General features: G+C 65.5%; 21 protein-coding genes and 1 tRNA gene. 7 read left to right on the top strand and 15 right to left on the bottom strand.

The features are described 5' to 3' along the window. Positions 1-98: 98 nt before the first annotated feature. From MJ956_RS14155 to MJ956_RS14110, 10 genes are read right to left on the bottom strand one after another with little or no spacing between them, the layout of a single operon-like run. Positions 99-866 (bottom strand): sirohydrochlorin chelatase, encoded by a 768-nt coding sequence (locus tag MJ956_RS14155; RefSeq protein ID WP_253965084.1) that lies wholly within the window; start codon positions 864-866, stop codon positions 99-101. Then, positions 850-2,400, bottom strand: coding sequence for a nitrite reductase (locus MJ956_RS14150; protein ID WP_253965083.1), 1,551 nt, complete (start codon positions 2,398-2,400; stop codon positions 850-852). The genes MJ956_RS14155 and MJ956_RS14150 overlap by 17 nt, the downstream gene beginning before the upstream one ends. Beyond that, entirely contained in the window at positions 2,375-3,583 is a 1,209-nt protein-coding gene (nirJ, locus tag MJ956_RS14145) for a heme d1 biosynthesis radical SAM protein NirJ (RefSeq protein ID WP_253965082.1), read from the bottom strand. Before nirJ ends, MJ956_RS14150 begins: the two co-directional genes overlap by 26 nt. Further along, positions 3,583-4,074 carry a siroheme decarboxylase subunit beta gene (gene ahbB, locus MJ956_RS14140; protein ID WP_253965081.1) on the bottom strand — a complete coding sequence of 164 codons (492 nt, stop codon included), beginning with the start codon at positions 4,072-4,074 and terminating at the stop codon, positions 3,583-3,585. Before ahbB (MJ956_RS14140) ends, nirJ begins: the two co-directional genes overlap by 1 nt. Beyond that, positions 4,071-4,535 (bottom strand): Lrp/AsnC family transcriptional regulator, encoded by a 465-nt coding sequence (locus MJ956_RS14135; RefSeq protein ID WP_253965080.1) that lies wholly within the window; start codon positions 4,533-4,535, stop codon positions 4,071-4,073. Before MJ956_RS14135 ends, ahbB (MJ956_RS14140) begins: the two co-directional genes overlap by 4 nt. After that, positions 4,532-5,524: a siroheme decarboxylase subunit beta gene (gene ahbB, locus MJ956_RS14130; RefSeq protein ID WP_253965079.1), complete on the bottom strand. Its 993-nt coding sequence runs from the start codon at positions 5,522-5,524 to the stop codon at positions 4,532-4,534. The genes MJ956_RS14135 and ahbB (MJ956_RS14130) overlap by 4 nt, the downstream gene beginning before the upstream one ends. Before the next feature lie 3 nt (positions 5,525-5,527). Further along, a complete protein-coding gene (locus MJ956_RS14125) occupies positions 5,528-6,670 on the bottom strand; it encodes a cytochrome D1 domain-containing protein (protein WP_279327043.1) in 1,143 nt (380 codons plus the stop codon). Further along, positions 6,667-6,966, bottom strand: coding sequence for a c-type cytochrome (locus tag MJ956_RS14120; RefSeq protein WP_253965078.1), 300 nt, complete (start codon positions 6,964-6,966; stop codon positions 6,667-6,669). The genes MJ956_RS14125 and MJ956_RS14120 overlap by 4 nt, the downstream gene beginning before the upstream one ends. Before the next feature lie 7 nt (positions 6,967-6,973). Then, positions 6,974-7,762, bottom strand: a complete 789-nt coding sequence (gene cobA, locus MJ956_RS14115; RefSeq protein ID WP_253965077.1) for a uroporphyrinogen-III C-methyltransferase — start codon at positions 7,760-7,762, stop codon at positions 6,974-6,976. Positions 7,763-7,819: 57 nt separating this feature from the next. Further along, entirely contained in the window at positions 7,820-9,574 is a 1,755-nt protein-coding gene (locus MJ956_RS14110) for a nitrite reductase (RefSeq protein ID WP_279327042.1), read from the bottom strand. Between the two features lie 131 nt (positions 9,575-9,705). Between MJ956_RS14110 and MJ956_RS14105 the strand changes: the two genes are divergently transcribed. Both MJ956_RS14105 and MJ956_RS14100 read left to right on the top strand, forming a co-directional pair. Beyond that, entirely contained in the window at positions 9,706-11,772 is a 2,067-nt protein-coding gene (locus tag MJ956_RS14105) for a NosR/NirI family protein (protein ID WP_253965076.1), read from the top strand. Next, entirely contained in the window at positions 11,769-12,701 is a 933-nt protein-coding gene (locus MJ956_RS14100) for an FAD:protein FMN transferase (protein WP_253965075.1), read from the top strand. Before MJ956_RS14105 ends, MJ956_RS14100 begins: the two co-directional genes overlap by 4 nt. A 74-nt stretch (positions 12,702-12,775) precedes the next feature. Here the strand turns inward: MJ956_RS14100 and MJ956_RS14095 are convergent, their stop codons facing one another. Together MJ956_RS14095 and MJ956_RS14090 are read right to left on the bottom strand one after the other, a co-directional pair. Beyond that, positions 12,776-13,345 (bottom strand): DUF4202 domain-containing protein, encoded by a 570-nt coding sequence (locus tag MJ956_RS14095; protein WP_253965074.1) that lies wholly within the window; start codon positions 13,343-13,345, stop codon positions 12,776-12,778. Next, positions 13,342-14,049, bottom strand: a complete 708-nt coding sequence (locus MJ956_RS14090) for a Crp/Fnr family transcriptional regulator (RefSeq protein WP_253965073.1) — start codon at positions 14,047-14,049, stop codon at positions 13,342-13,344. The genes MJ956_RS14095 and MJ956_RS14090 overlap by 4 nt, the downstream gene beginning before the upstream one ends. 235 nt (positions 14,050-14,284) lie before the next feature. Here MJ956_RS14090 and MJ956_RS19025 point away from each other — a divergent pair, with 235 nt between their 5' ends. Both MJ956_RS19025 and tviB read left to right on the top strand, forming a co-directional pair. Continuing rightward, positions 14,285-14,512: a hypothetical protein gene (locus tag MJ956_RS19025; RefSeq protein WP_423724878.1), complete on the top strand. Its 228-nt coding sequence runs from the start codon at positions 14,285-14,287 to the stop codon at positions 14,510-14,512. Further along, complete coding sequence (tviB, locus tag MJ956_RS14080) at positions 14,512-15,786, top strand: Vi polysaccharide biosynthesis UDP-N-acetylglucosamine C-6 dehydrogenase TviB (RefSeq protein WP_253965072.1); 1,275 nt, start codon at positions 14,512-14,514, stop codon at positions 15,784-15,786. Before MJ956_RS19025 ends, tviB begins: the two co-directional genes overlap by 1 nt. A gap of 149 nt (positions 15,787-15,935) precedes the next feature. Here tviB and MJ956_RS14075 read toward each other — a convergent pair. Then, positions 15,936-16,010: transfer RNA gene (locus tag MJ956_RS14075), tRNA-Gln, on the bottom strand. Between the two features lie 163 nt (positions 16,011-16,173). Between MJ956_RS14075 and MJ956_RS14070 the strand changes: the two genes are divergently transcribed. Both MJ956_RS14070 and MJ956_RS14065 read left to right on the top strand, forming a co-directional pair. Then, positions 16,174-16,665 (top strand): hypothetical protein, encoded by a 492-nt coding sequence (locus MJ956_RS14070; protein WP_253965071.1) that lies wholly within the window; start codon positions 16,174-16,176, stop codon positions 16,663-16,665. 35 nt (positions 16,666-16,700) lie between these two features. After that, complete coding sequence (locus MJ956_RS14065) at positions 16,701-17,564, top strand: MBL fold metallo-hydrolase (protein WP_253965113.1); 864 nt, start codon at positions 16,701-16,703, stop codon at positions 17,562-17,564. Between the two features lie 30 nt (positions 17,565-17,594). Here MJ956_RS14065 and MJ956_RS14060 read toward each other — a convergent pair whose 3' ends face one another. Both MJ956_RS14060 and MJ956_RS14055 read right to left on the bottom strand, forming a co-directional pair. Then, on the bottom strand, positions 17,595-18,533 hold the full coding sequence (locus MJ956_RS14060; protein ID WP_253965070.1) for a DUF1499 domain-containing protein: 939 nt from the start codon (positions 18,531-18,533) through the stop codon (positions 17,595-17,597). A 48-nt stretch (positions 18,534-18,581) separates the two neighbouring features. Next, positions 18,582-20,210, bottom strand: a complete 1,629-nt coding sequence (locus tag MJ956_RS14055; RefSeq protein ID WP_253965069.1) for a fatty-acid--CoA ligase — start codon at positions 20,208-20,210, stop codon at positions 18,582-18,584. Between the two features lie 170 nt (positions 20,211-20,380). Here MJ956_RS14055 and MJ956_RS14050 point away from each other — a divergent pair, with 170 nt between their 5' ends. Beyond that, the gene (locus MJ956_RS14050) at positions 20,381-20,785 is read left to right on the top strand and encodes a hypothetical protein (protein ID WP_253965068.1); all 405 of its coding nucleotides are present in this window, start codon (positions 20,381-20,383) and stop codon (positions 20,783-20,785) included. Positions 20,786-20,903 lie beyond the last annotated feature (118 nt).

The raw sequence follows: 20,903 nt of genomic DNA, 5'->3' as shown, positions 1-20,903 counted from the left end.
AACCGGCGCTGAGAAAGGTGCCCATCGCAACGATGTGCATGAGTGTGTACGGCCGCGGCGGGAGATGATTGCCAACCCCTGGACCGAGGGAAGACCGATTATGCGAAATGACGGCGGTCAGCACCGCCAGCTTTCACGCCGCGGCGGCCTGCGGCCTGCATCGCCAGGGCGGCCGCGACGATTTGCGAGATCTCCGGCCGCGTTCCCACGGGCTTGAGGATTGGACCGGGAAAAGCCGCCTCGGCGAGAGCCTCGGGCAAGTCCACATCGACATGTCCCGCCCGCCCGGCAAAGAACGGCAGGCACAGGGCCGGGCCGTCAAGCCGGGCGGCCTCGGCGAGATACGGAGCCTCGTCCACGAAGCCGAGGCGAACGGCGCGAAACAGCCCGGCCGCGGCGATGAAGCGCGCGGCCTTCCCGGCGGCTTCGCGTGGTCGGGGATCCGATGGCGATCCATGCGCGGCGAGGAGCACGGTCGTCTCCTCCAGGGGCAAATCTTGCTCCGACGCGGCGCGGCGCAAATAGTCGAGGCAAAGCGCGTGCAGGGCCGGATCGAGGCCCAGCGGCGACAGCATCGCGAAGGAGCCGTCGCGGAGCTCGCCGATCCGTCGCGGCAATTCGCGGCTGACGAACCAGCCGTCCGACATGAACAAGGGATAGATCAGGACCTGCCGGTTCGAGAACGTTTCGAGCGCCGCTTTCAGCGTGCCGCGACCGGCCAGCGTCGCGCCGCGAACACTCCAGCCGGGAAGCCTCGCCGCCACACGGTCGGCCAGCGCGGAGAGCTCTGCCTCCGGCCGCCCGGGCGCCGAGGGGGAGCCGTGCGCGACGATGAGCGCGGCGTGCGGCTCAGTGGCTGGTGCCATCCGAGAAGCTGATCTTGTTCCAGACATTGTATTTTCCCGAGGGCTTCCTCATCGGCAAACGGGTGACTTCCTCAAGCGTTTGCGCGTTGTAGACGATGACCGCGCCGTCATCCTCCCAGACGCTGACCAGCGCGTGCTTGCCGTCCCGGTCGAACTCGACATGGGCGACGGTGGCACCGGGAACCGGGCGCAGGGTCTCGACGATCTCCAGCGTCTGCTTGGCGATCACATGCATTGCGTCGCGGTTCGGGCCGAAGAACACGTCGGCCCAGACATAGCGGCTGTTTTCGTGGCTGCGCAGGAAGAAGCCGGGACCGAGCGTCTCGATCGTCTTGACCACCTCCCAGGTCTCGATGTCGATGACCGAGAGCCGCGCCTGCTTCAGATGCGGCGTCGCCATCACCCGCCGGCCGTCTCTGATCCAGGAGATGCCCGAGCCGAGATGCGGCAGGCCGGGCAGCGGCAGCTCCGCAATCTCGCGACCGACGGTCAGGTTCACCACCACGCCGCGTTCGCCGTCGCGCGCCGCGCCGATCAGGTGGCGGTAATCCGGCGTGAAGAAGAAATCATCGAGCGGGCTCGTCACCGCGATCCGGCGCAGCGCGAACAGCCCCTCGGACCCGGCGATCGCTTCGACCATTCCCTTCTCGTAACTGTGGACATAGCCCTCATAGACCGGCGCGGCATCGGGATCGGTCGCGATCTCCCAGATCTCCGGCGCGTCCTTGAGCGCTAGAATGAAACTGTCGCGCTGCGGCGCCTGATAGACGGCGGAGACCCGCGAGGCCGTGCCGTCCTTGTCCGCCACCTCGAAGACTTTCTCCACCGACAGATCGGCGGTCGCAAGAATGGTCAGTGTGCGCGGCAGATAGTTCGCCACCGCCAGATGCTTGCCGTCCCTGGAGATCGCGATGTTGCGGCTGTTCAGCCCGGCGCGGACGCGGCCGATCTCGGCAAGGCTCCACAGATCGTATTTCTGCACCCAGCCGTCGCGCGACATGATGAAAACGAAACGCCCGTCCGGCGTGAATTTCGGCCCGCCATGCACCGCGAAGGGCGTCGGGAATCGATCCAGCACCGTAAAGCCGTCCCCGTCGACGACACTGACATGATGATCCCCGGTCTCGACGACGAGGAACAGGTTCAGCGGATCGGCATCGAAGGCCGGGGCCGTGACGGGCACATAGTCCGGGTCGAGCGTCCGGGTTCGTTCGATCTGCTCCGGATCCCAGTCCGGTATTTTTGCCAGCGACGTGGTCAGGTATTCGCCCAGAGCCGCGATCTCGTCCGGGCTCAGGGTGTCGGCGAAGCCGGGCATTTGCGTCGCAACGCGGCCTTCGGCGATGACCGCGCCAAGTTTTGGGCCCCGCATCCGCTCCAGTGTCTCCGGGATCAGCGCCGGGCCGGTGCCGCCGAGTCGGTCGGCGCCGTGGCATTCGGCGCAATAGCGTGAGTAGAGCGCCCGCGGCTCGCCTCGTGCCGCGCCGGCGAAGACCGCCAGCAACAGGCTAGTGAAAACGATGAACCGGATCATGGCTCTTTCCCCGAAACGGCGTGACAGTCAGGCGCCCGGCCGCTTTGACCCCGATCTCGGCGTCGCTCATGTAGCAGGCCGGATCCTCGGCCCAGGGATCACCCGTGAGCTGGAGCGCGCGGATTCGGGTATTGCCGCCGCACACGCTCTGATAGGCGCAAGCGCCGCAACGGCCCTTCAGCGGGCGCGGACGGCGGCGCAGCTGCGCCAGCATCGGGTCGTCACCGGTCCACAGCTCGGAGAAGCGGTGCTCCTTGACGCTGCCGATGGTGTAGTCCGACCAATAGGTATCGGGATGCACATTGCCCTGCGGGTCGATATTGGCCACGCCCAGACCGGAGGAATTGCCGCCCCAGGCCTCCAGATGCGCGCGCAGATGCGCGACCCGCTCGGCCGGGAAAAGGCGTTCGGCCCAGCGCAGGAAGTAGACCGCGTCGGCGTCGTTGTTGCCGGTGACGATCTCCAGCGGCATGCCTTCGGCCGCCGCGACCCAGGCGCGATCGATCAGAAGCTCCATCGCATGACGCGACCGCGACCAGCCGGCGTCCTCGCCCCGGTGCTTGTCGCCCCGTCCGGCATAGACCAGATGCGACAGGTAGAACTTGTCCACGCCTTCGGCATCGGCCAGCGCCAGCATCTCGGATAGCTGATGGGCGTTGTCCTCGGTGATGGTGAAGCGCAGACCGACCTTGATGTCGCGCTCCTTGCAGGCCCTAACGCCCGCCAGCGCCTCGTCGAAGGCGCCGACCTTGCCCCGGAACCAGTCGTTGGTCTCGCCGATCCCGTCGAGGCTGATGCCGACATAGTCGAAGCCGATCTCGGCCACCCGGTCGGCCGCCGCGCCGACGATAGCGGTGCCGTTGGTGGAAAGCGCGAGATACATCTTCATCTGCCGCGCCCGCTCGGCAATCTCGAAGACGTCGCGGCGGGCCAGCGGTTCACCGCCGGAAAGGATCAGCGCGGGGATACCGAACCCGCCGAGATCCTCCAGTACGCCCATCGCCTGCTCATGGGTCAGCTCTCCGGGAAACGCCACATCCGCAGAACTGGTGTAGCAGTGGCGGCAGCGCAGGTTGCAGCGCCGGGTCAGGTTCCAGATCACCACCGGCTTGACCGGCCCGCGGCGGGAGCGCACCGGGGTCGGGTCGACCAGCTGACGCATGTAATGCGAGAGGCGGAACATCAGCGCCCTCCTTTGCGGCCAAGCCGCAGACCGGTTTTCTTCAGGATGCGGGTCGAATAGAGGATGTCGCCGGACCGGCGGGCGGGACCAAGCAATGCCGCGATGCGCTCGCGTTTCGCCTCGACCTCGTTGCGATCGCTGCCATGCACCATGGCGAAGAGATTGTAGGGCCAGACGGGTCGCGCACGGGGCCTCAGATAGCAGTGCGAGACGAAATCCAACGCGCCCACCTCGGCGCCGAGGCGCTCTGCTGCGGCGTCCTCGACATCCCAGACCGTCATGCCGTTGGCGATCATGCCGAGCGCGTAATGATTGGGCGCCGCCCCGATGCGGCGGATCACGCCGCGTTCGCGCATGGACGCCAAGCGCTCGATTACCTCAGCTTCGTCCAGGCCCAGCTTCGCCGCGATCGCGGCATAGGGCGCGGGCGTCAGCGGAAGCCCCGCCTGGGTTGCCTCGATGATCCCGCGGTCGATCGTGTCGATGCTCATGCCGCCACCCTGAAACCGATGAAGAATTCCCGCAGCTTCGGAAACCGCAGCACGGCAAGCCCCGTCTCCGCCTCGATTTCTTCGGCGACGGCCTCGATCGCCTCCGCCGTTTCGGTCGCCAGCACGAACCACATGTTGAGACGATGCTCGCGTTGGTAATTGTGCGCGACCTCCGGATGGCCATTGACCATCGCCGCCACCGCCTCGAAACGTCCGGCCGGGACCTCCATCGCGCAGAGGCAGAAGGCCCCTCCGATCGCGGCCGCGTCGTAGAACGGGCCGAAGCGCGTGATGACGCCGGTTTCGCGCATACGCCCCAGCCGCTCGATCAGTTGGGCCTCGCTCAAGCCAAGCTGCGTCGCCGCCTCCGCATAGGGACGTGGCGTGAGCGGAAACCCTTCCTGCAAACCGTTGACGATCCGCCGGTCGGTCGCGTCGAGTTCAGGCGCGGGACGCCTCATGCCGCTGCTCCTTCCGTGGACACAACCAGCGCGCCCGTCTGCTTGAAGCAGCGAATGCTGAACAGCACCCGATGCGGCGTATCCTCAAGACCGACCTCGCGGCTGGCCCGCTCCAGCACCGCCATCGCCTCGTCGCGGCTGCGGGCATGGATCATGCAGTAGAGCGTATAGGGCCAGACACCGGGCGCGGCGCGCCGTTGATAGCAGAGCGTGACGCCGGGCACGGCGGTCAGCGCCGGGCCGACGCGATCCAGATCGGCCTCGTCCACCTCCCAGACAACCATGGCGTTGGATCGCCAGCCGAGCGCGCGATGGCGCACGATGACACCGATCCGCGACAGGATACCGGCGGCGGCAAGCGCCTTGACCCGTGCCAGCACCTCCGCCTCGGTGCGGCCGATCCCGCGGCCCAATTCGGCGAAAGGACGGGGCACCAGCGCCAGCCCGGTCGAGAGCGCCTGCATGATTGGCCGGTCCTCCGGTTCCAGTACGCCCGCGTCGATATGCTCGCGTGCCGGCGGTACGTGGCCGCCGCCGTCGAGCGAGAAGCCCAGATCGACATTGAACGCGCGCACCAGCGGCAGATCGAGAACCTCGCGTTTCGGTCGCACGCGAATCCGGTCAAGCGTCGCGTCGACATGGGGTCGGTCGGGGCCGGTCACGACGAACCAGAGGTTCCAGCGGTTCTCGCGCAGATAGGAGTGGTTCACGCCCGGCTCGCCGCCGATGACGGCAGCGATCTCGTCGATCCGCCATTCGGGAGCCGCGACGGCGGCCAGCGTGCTCGCGCCGGCGGTGCCCGGCCGGCAGGTCGCGCCGACGCGGCTGACAGCGCCAGCGGCCATCAGCTCCGCGAGCCGTTTCAGAACGTCCTCCTGACGAAGATCCATCCGCTCGGCGATGGCGGCAAACGGTCGTGGCACCAGCGGAAAATCCCGCTGCCAATTATCGAGCAGCGCGCGATCGATGGCGTCGACGGTCAAGCTCATCGCTCAGAGCCCCGTCCGATGGGCGCGCGCGGTGAAGAAAATCCCCGACGGATTCTCCGCCGCGATCTCGCCGAGCTTCTCGAAACTGCGGGCGTCATAAATGTCGACGCGCCCGGCGTCGCGGACCGAAACCCAGACCTCGTGGCCGCGGGCGGTGAATTCCATGTGCAGAACGGCGGGTCCCGGCGTCAGCGTATCGATCACCTCGATCGTATCGTTCAAGGGGTGGGCGAAATTGACCCAGACCTGACGCCCGTCCGGGCGGGCGACGGCGAAGACGGGCTGGCCGTGGGTCGCCGTGCGACCCGCCTCCGCCAATGTCCGGCTGTCGACCCAGAGCACTTCGTGCCGCCCGACGGCGGGCAGAACGAAACGCTCGCCCGCCAGCGCCCAGCCTTCCAGATGCGGCATCTTGTAGACGGGCAGCGCTTCCTCGCCCTTGCCGTAGCCCGACAAAATCCGCTGCGGGACCGGCGGATCCTGCCACAGATCGAGCGCTGTCAGCCCGTCCTCGCCGAACAGCCCCGCGATGTAGCGCCGCCCGTCGCCGGTGATCAGCGCGTCATAGGGGTTTCGGCCGATCCCGCCGATCCGGGTGATCGCCGGCTCCTCGCCGGAAAAGTCCGCGATCCACGTCTCCCCCGCGTCCCAGAGGGTGAAGACGAAGCGCCGCCCCGGCGCGTCGACCAAGCCGATGGTCTTCGACCCGGTCGGAATATCGGCGACGCTCTCCAGCGTTTCGGCGTCGAAGACGCGCACGCCGCCCGGCTCGTAATTCGAGACCGCGACGAGTTGCCCATCGTCGGAGATCGCGCCGCCGATGGCGTTGCCCGATTGCACGACGCGGCCATCGATCGACTGGGTCAGCAGATCGACTTTGGTCAGCCCGCCGTCGCGTCCGAAGACGAAAGCGAAACGCTCATCCGCCGAGAACACCACCGAGGCATGGGACAGATCGCCCAGCCCCTCGACCCGCCCGATGGCGGCGTGCTCGGACTGGTCGATGATCAGCAGCGAGCCGGTGGCCCGTTCCACCACCACGCCCAGATCGCCCGTGGCGCGGAGATCCTGCGCCGGGGCGACACCGAGGAAGGCCGCGGAGATCGACACCAGCATGATCAGACCAAGGGAAAAGCCGCAGCTCATTCATTGCCTCCGTCCAAGAGATAGCCGGCGATCCAGGCCGCCTCTGCATCGCTAAGGAGCGGGCGCCACGGCGGCATCGCGGTTCCCGGAACGCCATCGAGAATGATGGCGGCAAGCCCCTCGGACGGCGTCCCGGCCAGCGTCTCGGCCCGGATATCCGGGCCCAGCCCGCCTTTCAGCGTCATCCCGTGGCATGAGCCGCAATCCTGCAGCACCAAACGCTCGAGTTCGGCGGCCCGGCCCGGCGGCAGTTCCTGCGCCAACGCCGGTGCCCCGAAAACGAGCAGAAGCGCCACCAGAACCTCACGCATGAGCCAACGGCGGATGAACGGCGGCAAGTTGCGTGAACATTTCGGCGGGTGACGAGCGGTAGAGCGAGACGACATCGCCGATCAGGAACAGCACCGGGCCGGTCAGACGCGCCGCGGCCATGTCGCTCGCGATCCGGTCCAGACGGGAGGCCAGCCGCCGCTCGCGCGGCGTCGTCGCATTGGCGATGGCCAGCACGGGCGTCGCCGCGGGCATGCCGTGCGCGATCAGCCGTTCGGAAATCTCGGCGATGTTGGCGGCTCCCATATAGATGACCAGAGTGGTCCGGGCATCCGCCAGTCCTTGCCATTCGTAGTCGAGCGGCCTGTCACTCCGGCAGTGTCCGGTCACGTAGCGCACGCCCGTCGCCAGCCCGCGATGGGTCAGCGGCACACCGGTGACGGAGGCCGCCCCCTGCGCCGCCGTAATGCCGGGGACTATTTCGACCGGAACTCCCGCGGCCCGCAAGGCTTCGGCCTCTTCCGAACCGCGTCCGAAGATGAAAGGATCGCCGCCCTTCAATCGCACCACCGTCTGCCCTCCGAGTGCCAGATCGACGAGGATTTCGTTGATCCGCTCCTGCGGAACCGGATGGGAGGTCGGCGCCTTGCCGACCGGCACAAGCCGCGCCGTCGGCGGTGCCAGCGCCAGCACTTCGGGCGACACCAGACGGTCATGGACGACGACATGCGCCAGTTCCAGAACGCGCGCCGCTTTCAACGTCAAAAGCTCCGGATCGCCCGGACCCGCCCCGACCAAAAACACCCGTCCGCGCGTCTTCATGGCATTCTCCCCGACAGATCGAGTCGGGGGCGGCGTGTGTCGCCGCCCCCGGGCGCGTCAGTAGACGTCCTGGCGCGTGTTGAAGACGTTGAACTTGCCGGTCGGCGTGACCAGGCGCGGATCCTTGATCACATGCTTGAGTTCCAGCGTCTTGTCGTCGACGATGACAATGGCCGATTCCAGATCCTTGGCGTTCCAGACCGAGAACCAGATCTCGTCACCCGCCTGATTGAATTCGCCTTGCACGACGCGGGGCTGGCCTTCGGCGATCCCCGCCCACTCGACGATCGGCAGAACCGCGTATTCGGGCTCTTCCTTGTCGAGTTCGTCGATCTTGAAGACCGCGATTGAGGCGGTCACCTCAGCGTCGGGATTCAGCGGCGCGTCCACATAGAGATGGTTCGAGGTCGGGTGTGACTTCACGAACAGCGAACCGCCGCCCAGTCCCTCAAGCTGCTGCACCACTTTCCAGGCGTTTTCGGGGTTCGCCTCGGGGTCGGTCCCGATCAGCGCGATGGTCTCGTCGCCCAGATGCGAGGTCGCCCAGACCGGCCCGTAGACGGGATGGTTCAAATTGGCGCCACGGCCGGGATGCGGCGTCTCGCCGCCGGTCTCCAGCAACGCCGTCAACTCGCCTTCCTTGGTGTCGATCACCGCGACCTTGCCCCGCGCATTTGCGGCGGTCAGGAAATAGCGCTTGGTGGAGTCGAATCCGCCATCATGCAGGAACCGCTCGGCCTCGATCTCGGTGACCTTGAGGTTCTGGATGTCGGAGTAGTCGACCAGCAGGATCTTGCCGGTCTCCTTGACGTTCACGATGAATTCGGGGCGGTAGTGCGACGCGACGATCGCCGCCACGCGTGGCTCGGGGTGATATTCCTGGCTGTCGTAGATCATGCCCCGCGTCGAGACGATCTTCTTTGGCTCCAGCGTGTCGCCGTCCATAATGACGTATTGCGGCGGCCAATAGGCGCCCGCGATCGCGTATTTGTCCTCCCAGCCCTCCATCTTAGAGGTCTCGACCGAGCGTGCCTCGGCCCCGATCTTGATTTGGGCCACCGTCGCCGGCGTTTCCAGCCACAGGTCGATCATGTTGACCTTGGCGTCGCGGCCGATGACATAGAGATAGCGGCCCGACGCCGAGATGCGGCTGATATGCACCGCGTAGCCGGTGTCGATCACCGTATGAATCTCGTAGGTCGCGCCGTCGATCAGCGCGATCTGGCCAGAGTCGCGCAAGGTCACGGAAAACAGATTGTCGATATCGATATCGTTCATCTTTTCCGTGGGCCGATCCTCGGGCGCGACCAAGACCTTCCAGGTTGCGCGCATCTCGGGCATACCGAACTCGGGCGGTGCCGGCGGCTCGATCAGCAGGTAACGCGCCAACATGTCGATCTGCTCTTCGGAGAGCTCACCCGAAGTGCCCCAATTCGGCATGCCGGCAGGCGAGCCGTAGGTCATGAAATCCCGCAGATATTCGTAGCCGTTCTCGCGGGTGATGTCGGGGGTCAGCGCCTTGCCGGTGGCGCCCTTGCGCAGCACCCCGTGGCAGCCGGCGCAGCGCTCGAAGTAAATCGTGGCGGCCGCGTTGAATTCTTCCGCCGTAATGACCGGATCATCGGGCTTGAGGCCCGGAATTTCCACGCTGATGTCAGCGAGTGAAGTCGCGCTGTAGACATATTTCGCGGCCGGCGTGTCGCCATGCCCCTGCGGTTTTTCCTGTGCGACGGCGCCCGTCGCCCCAAGCGCGAGCGGTAAGGCGATGCCTGCGAGGAGCTTCAAGCTCCGCATTTCGCAAATGGTTTTCATGGGGCGTCCTCCGTTGGCGGGCAGGTTCAAAGCGGAAGATGCCCGCCCAGGCGGCGACGTTCCTTGACTTTCATCAAGGTGCCGGTGGGGAAGCGGCATCATCGTGGTGAAAAGCGAAAGGATGATCCGTGATGCGGCCGAGGCTGGCCTTGATCATATTCGCCATGGCCTTCGCGTTGCCGGGACTGGGAGGTGGCGCGCAGGCCGATGGCCTGCTGCAATTCAATAGCGAGCACGTGACGGTCGCGCCCGACCCGGCCCTGGCCGCGCGTCTGTTCGGTGTTGAGGGAACTCTCCGCGTAACGCGGCAGGAAGGGGCGGTGCCGAGTTGGTCGGTCACGGCACCGGACGGCCCGATCGGCCATATCGCCTCGACCTGGGAAATCACCGAATCCGTCGGCTATTCGGGACGCCCGATCGATATCCTCGTCGCTGTGACGCGCGAGGGCCGGATCGCGGGTGCCCGGCTCATCCGCCAAAGCGAGCCGGTCCTGACTCTCGGAATTTCTGAATCGGACATCGCCGACTATGTCGACGGCTTCGCCGGGGTCGATCTGACCCGCCCGCCGACCATCGACTTCGCCGACCGCCCCGACCTTCCTGATGTGATCTCGCGCGCGACCGTGTCGACCGGCGTGATCCGCGATGCCATTTTGCGGACCGCCCGCACGGTTGCCCTGGCGCTGGGGCGGGGAACGGCGATCGACCAGATCGGGTTCAGACCGATGTCCTGGGATGCGTTGCTGGCCGAAGGCGCGCTCGCGCGCACCACCGTCAGTCTCGATCAGGCGCGCGCGGCGCTCAGCGCCGCCAAGATACCGCCACCGCCGGGCGAGGCGTCGTTTCTCGATCTCTGGGTCGGGCTTCTCGACCCGCCGACGATCGGACGGAACCTGCTCGGCCAGGCGCTTTTCACCCGGGCGATGGCGGTCTTGGGCCCCGGCGAAACGGCGTTGTTCGTAGCCTCCCGCGGCCTGCATTCGCATCGGGGCACAGACTGGCGTCGCACCGGCGATTTCGACCGGATCGCGGTGATCCAGGATGAGGAAACCATCACCTTCGACAGCGGGGACTATCTCAGGATCGACCGGCTCGCGGCCGCCGGCGCACCCGACTTCAAGGAAATGAGCGTCTTTCGGCTGCCCGCCGACGGCTTCGATCCGACACAATCGTTTCGGGTCGAGGTGACGGCGAGCCGCGACACCGACGGCGAACCGGTCTCGATGCGCATAGCGGTCGATTACACCCTGCCCGGCCAGTTTCTTCTGCCACCGGAGATCATGCCGGACACGGAGCCATTGTGGGTCTCGGCCTGGCAGCGCAAGCAACCCGAGATCGTCGGCGTCGGCCTGATGCTGACCAGCCTCGCGGTGATCCTCTTCCTTCAGGAGGCGTTCGTGCGCCGTCCCGCACTCTGGCGCTGGGGCCGGATCACATTCCTGACGGTGACGCTGGTGTGGCTGGGCTGGATCGCCGGCGGGCAACTGTCCGTCGTTCAGGTGGTGGCGTTCCTGCAATCGCTGCTCACCGGCTTTCGCTGGGAGACATTCCTGATCGAGCCGGTGATCTTCATGCTCTGGGGCTTCGTCGCTCTCGGGCTCCTGTTCTGGGGACGCGGCGTATTCTGCGGCTGGCTCTGCCCCTTCGGCGCGCTGCAGGAGTTGACGAACGAGATCGCCAAGCGCCTCCGCGTTCCGCAGATCACCGTGCCGTTCGGCGTTCACGAGCGTCTCTGGGCGATCAAATACACCGCCTTCGTCGCGATCCTCGGCCTGTCGTTCTACTCGATGGATCAGGCGCTGGTGCTCGCCGAGATCGAGCCTTTCAAAACGGCCATGTCGATGCACTTCATGCGGGCCTGGCCCTTTGTCCTCTTCGCCGTAGCGCTTCTCGTCGCCGGGCTTTTCATCGAGCGGTTCTACTGCCGCTACCTCTGTCCGCTTGGCGCGGCGCTGGCGATCCCGGCCAAGCTCAAGCTGTTCGACTGGCTGCGCCGCCGCCCCCAGTGCGGACGGGAATGCAGGCTTTGCGAAACCAGATGCATGGTCGGCGCCATCGACCCGATCGGTCGGATCAATCCCAATGAATGCGTTCTTTGCCTGCACTGCCAGACGATCTACCACGATCCGAACACCTGCCTGGTGCTGAAGCGACGCGCCCGTCCGACGGCCCCGAGCGCGCGGGAGAACCCACCATGAGACCTTGCCTGACCCGGCGCCGCTTCATGACGATCTGCGCCGCCGCCGCCCTGCCCCGCCAGGCTCTGGCCGAGGCGCCGGTGACGCGCTGGCGCGGCGCGGCACTCGGCGCCGAGAGCGCCATGACGCTGGTCGGAATAGGGGATGACGCCGCCGACGAGATTTTTGCCGCCACACGGGCCGAGATCGACCGGCTGGAAGGAATCTTCAGCCTGTATCGCGCTGGTTCCGCACTGGCGCGCCTGAACACTACGGGAAAGCTGGATACTCCGCCGAGCGAGCTGGTCGAACTCCTCGCCCTGTCGGATTCGCTCCATCGCTTGACCGGCGGCGCGTTCGATCCGACGATCCAGCCCCTCTGGCAATTGCTAGCTCTGGCCGCCCAGGAAAGGCGGCGGCTCGAAGCCGGAGAGATTGCCGAGGCCAAGAGACGAACAGGTTGGATGCATCTGCGTCACAGTCGGGACGCGATCCGCTTCGAGCGCGAGGGCATGGCTTTGACGCTCAACGGCATCGCACAAGGATACATCGCCGACCGGGTAGCAGCGCTGGTCCGGGCGCGCGGACTGACCGACGTGCTGATCGACATGGGCGAGATCGCCGCTCTCGGCCGCCGCCCCGATCATAAACCCTGGCGTGCCGCGATCGCGACGCCGGACGGCGAGTTCGTCGGCGCAACCCCGCTCTGTGATCGCGCGCTGGCGACCTCGGCGCCGCTCGGCACGCAGCTGGACAAGGCCGGTCGCGTCGGCCACATCCTCGATCCGCGGACAGGGCGCGCCGAAGCCCGCTGGCGGCTGGTGTCGGTGGCGGCCGACAGCGCGGCGCTGGCCGACGGGCTGTCGACCGCCTTCTGCCTGATGCCCGGCGATGCAATTGATTCGCTGCTGCAGGCCCATCCGGATGTATCGCTCGAAGCCATCCTTTGACCTGTGATCGTTGATGGGCGCGCGAACCGGAGACGAGACAGTTCTTGGCCTGCCTTGCCGCGCCAGCCGGTTCCTCAGACCGCCAGCGCGGGCGCAAGCTCGGGCGGCAAGTCGAATTCGGCGGCGACGCGGGCGCGTCCCTTGGCCGACATCTTGCGCGCGGTCTTGGCAATGATGCCGAACACCTTTGCAGGCTCGTGCCTGGCGGCGAAATCCGCGAAATACCAGCGCAGGAACACCAGGCAGATCACGTCCTCCAGCATCTGCACCTCCGGATCGCGCTTGATCCCTTCCTTCCGCAGCATCTGGGCGACACGCACTCCGTCCGCTTCGCTGTAGCCCGCGGCCATCATCAATTCCGCTACCCGCGCGCCATGCGCCAACGCCTGTGCCCTGCGCCAGGCGTGATAGCCCTCGCGACCGTCGGGATAGGCGCTTCGCGGCAGCTTCCAGCGCTCGATGTGCTGACCGCGCGTGGCGATCCGCAGATGTTCGGACGCATCCGGGCAGATGCGGTCGAGTTCCTCCGACATCCGCCGGCCATAGACGAGTGCCGCTGGTTCGCAGGTCTCCTGCTCCAGCGTCGGATCGGCGGCATTGGCCCTGTCAATCGCCGAGATGACCGTTTCGATTTCTCCGCTCACTGGGCCTTGCTCCACGCCTCGGCGCGGTCCTCTTCGACATAGGAGCGCAACCGCCCGACATCGGCGATGGCGGCGTGATTGTGGCTGATCGCCACGCCGCGCTGTTTCAGCCGCGAGAACGCGCGGGAGAGGCTTTCCGGCTTCATGCCCAGCCGCCCTGCGATCAGCACCTTGTCATAGGGCAATGTGACGGTACATGCCCCTTCGGCGACGGGGCAGAGGTCGAGCAGGAATTCGGCCAGCCGTTGCGCGCCGGTCTGGGCCTTCAGTTGCTCGACCTGTTCGACCAGCGCGTGGAGGTGCTTGAAGGTCGCCGCCAGCATTGAGATGCAAAGCTCCGGCTGCGACTTCATCATATGCAGCACCAGTGCCGCGGGAACCTGCATCAGCCGGCAATCGGTGACCGCCTCGGCGGCGACCGGATAGACGTCGCCGCGAAACGCCACCGCCTCTCCGAAGCTTCGGCCCTTGGTGAAGGTGCCGACCACCGCCTCCGCCCCGTTATGCGCTATCCGGAAAAGCTTCACCCAGCCTTCCAGCACGATATAGACGCTGTGGGCGGTATCGCCCTGCAGGAAGATCGTCGCCGACCGGCCAAACTCGCGGATATCGGAACGGGCCAGGATCATGTCGGCGACATCCCCGGGTATGCTGGCCAGGAGGATGGACCCCTTTGCGATCTTCCAATCGCCTTCCCGCTGCATGGATTTCTCCGGTTATGGTCTGGGATCAACGAATGCCCGAACCTAACACCCGATGCCGCTATGGAATCAATGCGGAGAAACCCGGAACCGGTCCCCGTGCCGGAAACATTGCTGGTGAAGTCGAGTCTGCGATGCAACGCCACCTGGCAGGTCCTGGGCAACCCGATGAGAAGACGATGCGCTTTCGCATTCCTCACCGCAGCCGAAAGACCTTGATCCGCATGAGAGGATGGACATGAGCGAATCCGTCCACTTAACCTTCTCGGCCTACGAGCGACATAACGGCCTCGAAAGGCCGTCGACCCCTGTGTTGACCTCCGACGTCTGGTCGCTCGGCATTGTAGTGGACGAGCCAGACATCGATATCGCATTGAAAACACTGACCTTCCATCGGCCACAGACGGATCTCAGCGTTGGCGTCGCGCGGTTTGTCGACGGCCAGCGGGAAAATTCGGGAAAATAATGTCGGACCATGAAAAAAAGATCGCGATCATCGGGCTCGGTTATGTCGGTCTTCCGCTCGCCGTAGAATTTGGCAAGACCCGCCCCGTTATCGGCTTTGACATCCAGGCAGACCGTATCGAGGCATTGCTCGCGGGGCGCGACCGCACACTGGAAGTATCCGGTGATGAACTTCGAGATGCTGTGTTTTTGTCGTTCACGAGCGACCCCGCGGATCTTTCCGCAGCGGGTATTTATATCGTCACAGTTCCTACTCCGATCGACTCGCACAAGCGCCCGAATTTGTCGCCGCTGATCCGAGCCTCCGAAACAGTGGCTAAGGTTTTGAAACGCGGTGACATCGTGATCTACGAATCCACCGTCTACCCGGGTGCCACAGAAGAAGAATGTGTGCCGGTGTTGGAACGCGGTTCGGAATTGATCTTCAACAGGGATTTCTTCGTGGGATACTCTCCCGAACGGATCAACCCCGGCGACAAGTCCCACCGCTTACGCGACATTCGCAAGGTGACTTCCGGTTCGACCCATGAGGTTGCCGAAGCTGTCGATCGTCTCTATGCCAGCATCATCACCGCCGGCACCTATAAGGCGGAAAACATCCGCGTCGCGGAAGCCGCCAAGGTAATCGAGAATACACAGCGCGATCTGAATATCGCCTTGGTCAACGAGTTGGCGATCATCTTCAACAAGATGGGCCTCGACACCGAGGCTGTGCTGAAAGCGGCCGGCACCAAGTGGAATTTTCTGCCCTTTCGTCCGGGTCTGGTCGGCGGCCACTGCATCGGGGTAGATCCCTATTACCTGACCCACAAGGCCGAGGCGATCGGATACCATCCACAGGTCATCCTTGCCGGGCGGCGCATCAATGATGGCATGGGGGCCTATATTGCCGGACAGCTGGTCAAGGCCATGCTGAAGCGCCGAATCCAGGTGGATGGCGCACGGGTTCTCATTCTGGGCCTGGCATTCAAGGAAAACTGCCCCGACCTGCGCAACACCCGCGTCGTCGATGTGATCTCGGAATTGCGTGAATACGGCGCACAGGTCGATGTGCATGATCCGTGGGTCGCTACGGAGGCGGCTGTCGAGGAATTCGGGCTCACCCCCGTCGCCACGCCGCAGGTGGGCGCCTATGACGGCATTGTGGTCGCGGTCGCCCATGACGTTTTTCGCGCCCGTGGGACGGAGGGTCTGCGCGCACTGGGCAAGCCGAACCACGTGATCTATGACCTCAAATACGTCCTGCCCGTTGGGGCCTCGGATCTGCGGCTGTGATCAAGTCCGCAACCCGGCCGAGATGACATGCATTTTCTTCGCGAGCCCACTTCGCTCCCGATCACGACAAGCTGGAGTGGGGGCCATGAGGGTGAAAAGGATCAGGCAATTCAATGAATTGGGCGGTCTGGCGGGGGAGTTGGGCGGTCTGGCTGGGGCGGCAGGATTCGAACCTGCGAATGGCGGCACCAAAAGCCGCTGCCTTACCACTTGGCGACGCCCCAAAGCTTCGCGTCCGGTGGCGTGCTATAGCCGCTGGCCGGCCGTCATGCAACGACCGACCGCGCGGTAAATCAGTCCCGTGTCGCGTCGATGGCCGTCGACGGCTTGCATCGTCGGCAGCCCGCCCGATGTACCGCCTGAACAACAACGGCCGGATGACACACCATGGCAATCAACAAGTTGCCGCGACTCCGCCAACGGACCAGCGCGGAAAGCCAGGCAGACCTGCCGCTCGATCGCGGGCCGACGACCATGACCGCCCTGTTCTTCCTCGATCCGGACCGGCCGTGTGTTGTCGACGATTCGACTTGGTCGGACGTATCGGCGCCCGCCGTCACTGGCCGCCCGATCATCCGCGCATGCGACGAGGCCGCGACCATCGAGCGGGTGTCCTTCGAGCCGAAATCCGGCGATGACGGCTTCGACAATGTCGAGGATATCGACCGGGACGCCGTCCGCGGCTCCGACCATGCCGAGGGGATCGCCGCGATCGCGATCGACGGCGTAGCCAAGTTCCCGGTCGCCCATCGATTCCCGCATGCGGATCGGATCGGCCCCAAGACCCCGCATTGGACCACCGACATCCGCCAGATCGGCTCGGCGAAGGCCGCGGCGGCGAGTCGCGCGGCGACCGGCAAGGGTCGGGCGGCGCGGTGACGGACTTCGACGCCGATTTCGACCCCGCCTACGGAATGGCGGTGCCGCTCGACGAAACCATCCGGAGGGTGACGGCGCGCAATCCGAGCCCGTTCACCTTTCACGGCACCAACAGCTATGTCGTCGGCGAAGATCGTTGCTTCGTCGTCGATCCCGGCCCCGACGATACGGCGCATCTGGATGCCCTGCTCGCCGCGATCGATGGCCGGCCGGTCGATGCGATCCTGTTGACCCACACCCATCGCGACCACACCGGCCTGGTCGCCCGGCTGAAGGACGTCACCGGCGCGCCGCTTCTCGGCGGCGGGCCGCACCGCCCGATGCGCCCGCTGCTCGCCGGCGAAGCCTCATGGATCGAGGCCGCCGGCGATGCATCCCTCGTCTTCGAACGGATGCTGTCGGATGACGAGACGCTGGTCCTCGGCGGCACGACCCTGACCGTGATCGCCACCCCCGGCCATTGCGCCAACCATCTGGCCTTCGCGGTCGGCGACGATGGGACGGTGCTGTCCGGCGATCACGTCATGGCCTGGTCGACGACGATCGTCGCGCCGCCGGACGGCGCCATGCGAGACTACATGAACTCGCTCGATCGGCTGCTGAATCGCGACGATTCGCGCTATTTGCCCGGCCATGGTGGCGCTGTCGAACGGCCGAAGGCCTTCGTGCGGGCTCTCATCGGCCATCGCCGGATGCGCGAGAACGCGATTTTGACGCGGCTACGCGCGGGCGATCGGACGATCCCCGCGATCGTCGCGGCGATCTATCGCGCCACCGATCCGAAACTGCACGGCGCCGCCGGATTGTCCGTGCTGGCTCATCTGGAAGACCTGGCGGAGCGCGGACTGGTGTCGGCCGACGGGCCGCCGACGCTCGGTGCCCGCTACGAGCCGGCGTGACGGCGACGGGCCGCGCCGGGAACGACGGGTTCAGTTCCCGGTCTCGACCGTCTCCAGTCCGGCCATCGCGGTGTCCATATTTTCGAGAAACCGCTCGATGAAGCGGCGGTTCTGACCGAAATCGATATCGATCGAGCGCGATACAGACTGCAGATCGACGAAGCTTTCGTCGCCATCCTGGATGATCCGGATGCTGATGTCGCTCGGCAGGGCGAAGAGAAGATCGCGGGCGACGGCGCTGATCCGGTATCGTTCGCTATCCGGCCGGTCGAGTGGGTCGGAAGCGGCCGCGGCGTCGATTTCCGCGCGCGCCGTCGGAATCGGGATGTCGCCTGCCCCGCTGACGCCAAGGTCACCGCCGGCCAAGCCCGGGGTAGCGGCGACGGCAGCGGCCGGGCCTTCGGCGACAACCCCGCCGACCTGCCAGCCAAGATCGTCCAGCACGATACGCGCGGCGGCGTAAACCCGCGGCGCGGCGGCGACGAATCGCCGTCCCGGGACGACGCTCGGCTCCGCCAGGGCCGTTTCCGGCGCGACCGTAACCGGCGCGTCGGCCGGTGTTTGCACCACGGTCACCATGGCGGCGCCATCGGGATCCATGCCGTCGGTATAGGCGGCATTGGTCCTGGGATTTACGGCCGCGAGATAGGCCGTGTAGGCAAAGGGAGAGAGTCCGATGCTGGCCAGAACAAAGGCGCCGAGCGCCGCGCCGCCGCCGGCGACGCCCTGGAACCAGGCGCGTAGGAGCCCGTACAGGGAGATCAGCAGCGCCAGCGCAGCGGCGGCGGCGGTCAAGAGGAGAAGACCGATCAAGGCCTGCGGCAGGATCGCCCCGAGCCTGTAGATGACGAGCGTGGTCATCAGCAGGATCAGCGCGAAGGCCGCCAGCTTGCGAGCGAACCCCGCCAACCGCAATCGCTTGCGCAGGTAGTGCCCGGAAACCGGCAGGCGTCCATAGATGGAACTCATCGGCGATCCTCAAATGCAACGACCCTGTCTGTCCGGGTCGCGGATATATCAGGCGGTGGGCAGGCGATAGTCACGAAACTGATCCCTCAGCGCCGTCTTCTGGATCTTGCCAGTGGCCGTATGGGGAATTTCCGCCACGAAGGCGACGTCGTCCGGCATCCACCATTTGGCGATCTTACCGTTCAAAAAGCCGAGAATGTCCTCTTTGGAAGGCTCCCGGCCTTCCTTGCGGACGATGATGAGCAGCGGCCGCTCGTCCCATTTGGGATGGGCGAGGCCGATCACCGCGGCTTCCGCCACATCGGGATGGCCGACGGCGAGATTTTCCAGGTCGATCGTCGAGATCCATTCGCCGCCCGACTTGATGACATCCTTGGCACGGTCGGTGATCTGCATGTAGCCGTGCTCGTCCATATGGGCGACGTCGCCGGTGTCGAACCACCCCTCGGCGTCGAACGCTTCGGGACCGGTGTTCTTGTAGTAACTGCTGGCGACCGATGGGCCGCGCACCTTGAGACGGCCGAAGGTCTTGCCGTCCCACGGCCGCTCGACATTGGCATCGTCGGTGACCTTCATTTCGACGCCGAAGGGCGGGTGACCCTGCTTCTGTTCGAGATCGAGCAGCGCTTCGCCCTCAAGATCGGCATATTCCGGCTTGATGGTGCACAGGCTGCCGAGCGGACTCATTTCGGTCATGCCCCAGGCATGGATGACCTGGACCCCGTAATTGTCCTGGAATTTCTGCGTCACGGCCCGCGGACAGGCCGCGCCGCCGATGACCACTCTCTCGAGGGTGGGCAGTTCGCCACCCTCATTCTCCAGATGCTGCAACAGCATGAGCCAGACGGTGGGAACGGCGGCGCTGAAGGTGACCTTTTCCCGGGTGAGCAATTCGAAAACCGAGGCGCCGTCCATCTTCGCCCCGGGCATCACCATGGCGGCCCCTGCCATCGGGCAGGTCAGCGCGAGTCCCCAGCCATTGGCGTGAAACAGCGGCACGATCGGCAGCAGCCTGTCGCGCGAGGACAGGCCCATCGCATCGGGCTGTTGCGCCATCATCGAGTGCAGGACGTTCGAGCGATGGGAATAAAGCACGCCCTTGGGATTACCGGTCGTACCCGACGTATAGCACATGCCCGCCGCGGTGGTTTCGTCGAATTCCTTCCAGGCAAAGTCGCCGTCCGCCTCGGCAAGCCATTCCTCGTAGCAGACCACGTTGGCCAGATTCGTCTCGGGCATATGGGCGGCGTCGGTCAGAACGATGATCTTTTCCAGGCTCGGAACCTTCGGCGCGATCGCCTCGATGATGGGCATGAAGGTCAAATCGACGAAGACCAGGCGATCCTCGGCATCGTTCATGATCCAGGCGATCTGATCGGGGAAAAGCCTCGGGTTCAGCGTGTGATAGATCGCGCCGATGCCAAGGATGCCATACCAGCATTCGAGATGACGCCAGGTGTTCCAGGCCAGGGTGGCGATGCGGTCGCCGAGCTTGACGCCCTCGCTCTCCAGTCGCTGGGCGAGTTGCAGGGAACGCGCCCGGACTTCGCGATAATTGGTGCGGTGGATCGGCCCCTCGACCGAGCGCGTGACAATTTCACGGCGCGGGTGATAGGTCGCGGCGTGGTCGATCACCTTCGAGCAAAGCAGCGGCCATTGCTGCATCAAACCCTGCATCTATGTTCCTCCCCGGCGTCGAGGGTCCCTGACGGTTCCCGTTCGCGCCGCCAATGTCGGCAACGGCCTGGCGTTTGTCCAGACACCGCAAGCGAGAGGCCGCCACAGTTCGGCCGCTTGCCGGAGTCAGATTTCGATCCAGGCCGAGGTCGGTACCGGGAGCGATTGGGATGCAGGCGGACGCACAGGCGGCGATCGGCGCGGAGGCCGGGGCGGAGGTTCAGGGCGCGGTCAAGTTCGAACTTGCCCTGAACATGCAGGATCCGACACGGATCTCCTTTCAGGAATGCGTGCGTTCGGCGGCCGCCGTGGTCGGCGGGGATTTCCTTTTCGACATGCCAGCGGACGGCTCCGTCGAGGACGCATCCCGCATTGCCGCGATCCGGGTGGCCGGTCCCCAGCGCGATGACATTTTGTTCGCGATATTGAACGAGGCCGGCGACAGCATCCGTATTCCGGATCGCGAGGAGGTCGGCGAGCGCTTTTACGGATTTGCCCGCGCCTTCGTCGGCGTTCTGACCCGCATCCGCGACGCCATGCCCTTCGGCGGCATGGAAACCGAGGGCTCGGCCTGACGGGCGGCAGTCCGATGGCGGCCGGACAAGGCATGGATGGGGCCGGCCGCTTCGACCAAGGACGCCGCGCCGGCCGAATTCGGACCGCGCCGGGACCACTTGCCGAATAATCGATCTT

It is taken from the genome of Aurantimonas marianensis (assembly GCF_024195285.1).
Lineage (GTDB): Bacteria > Pseudomonadota > Alphaproteobacteria > Rhizobiales > Rhizobiaceae > Aurantimonas > Aurantimonas marianensis.
The sequence above is the reverse complement of the archived record's forward strand: the minus strand, read 5'-3'. Positions and strand labels throughout refer to the sequence as shown.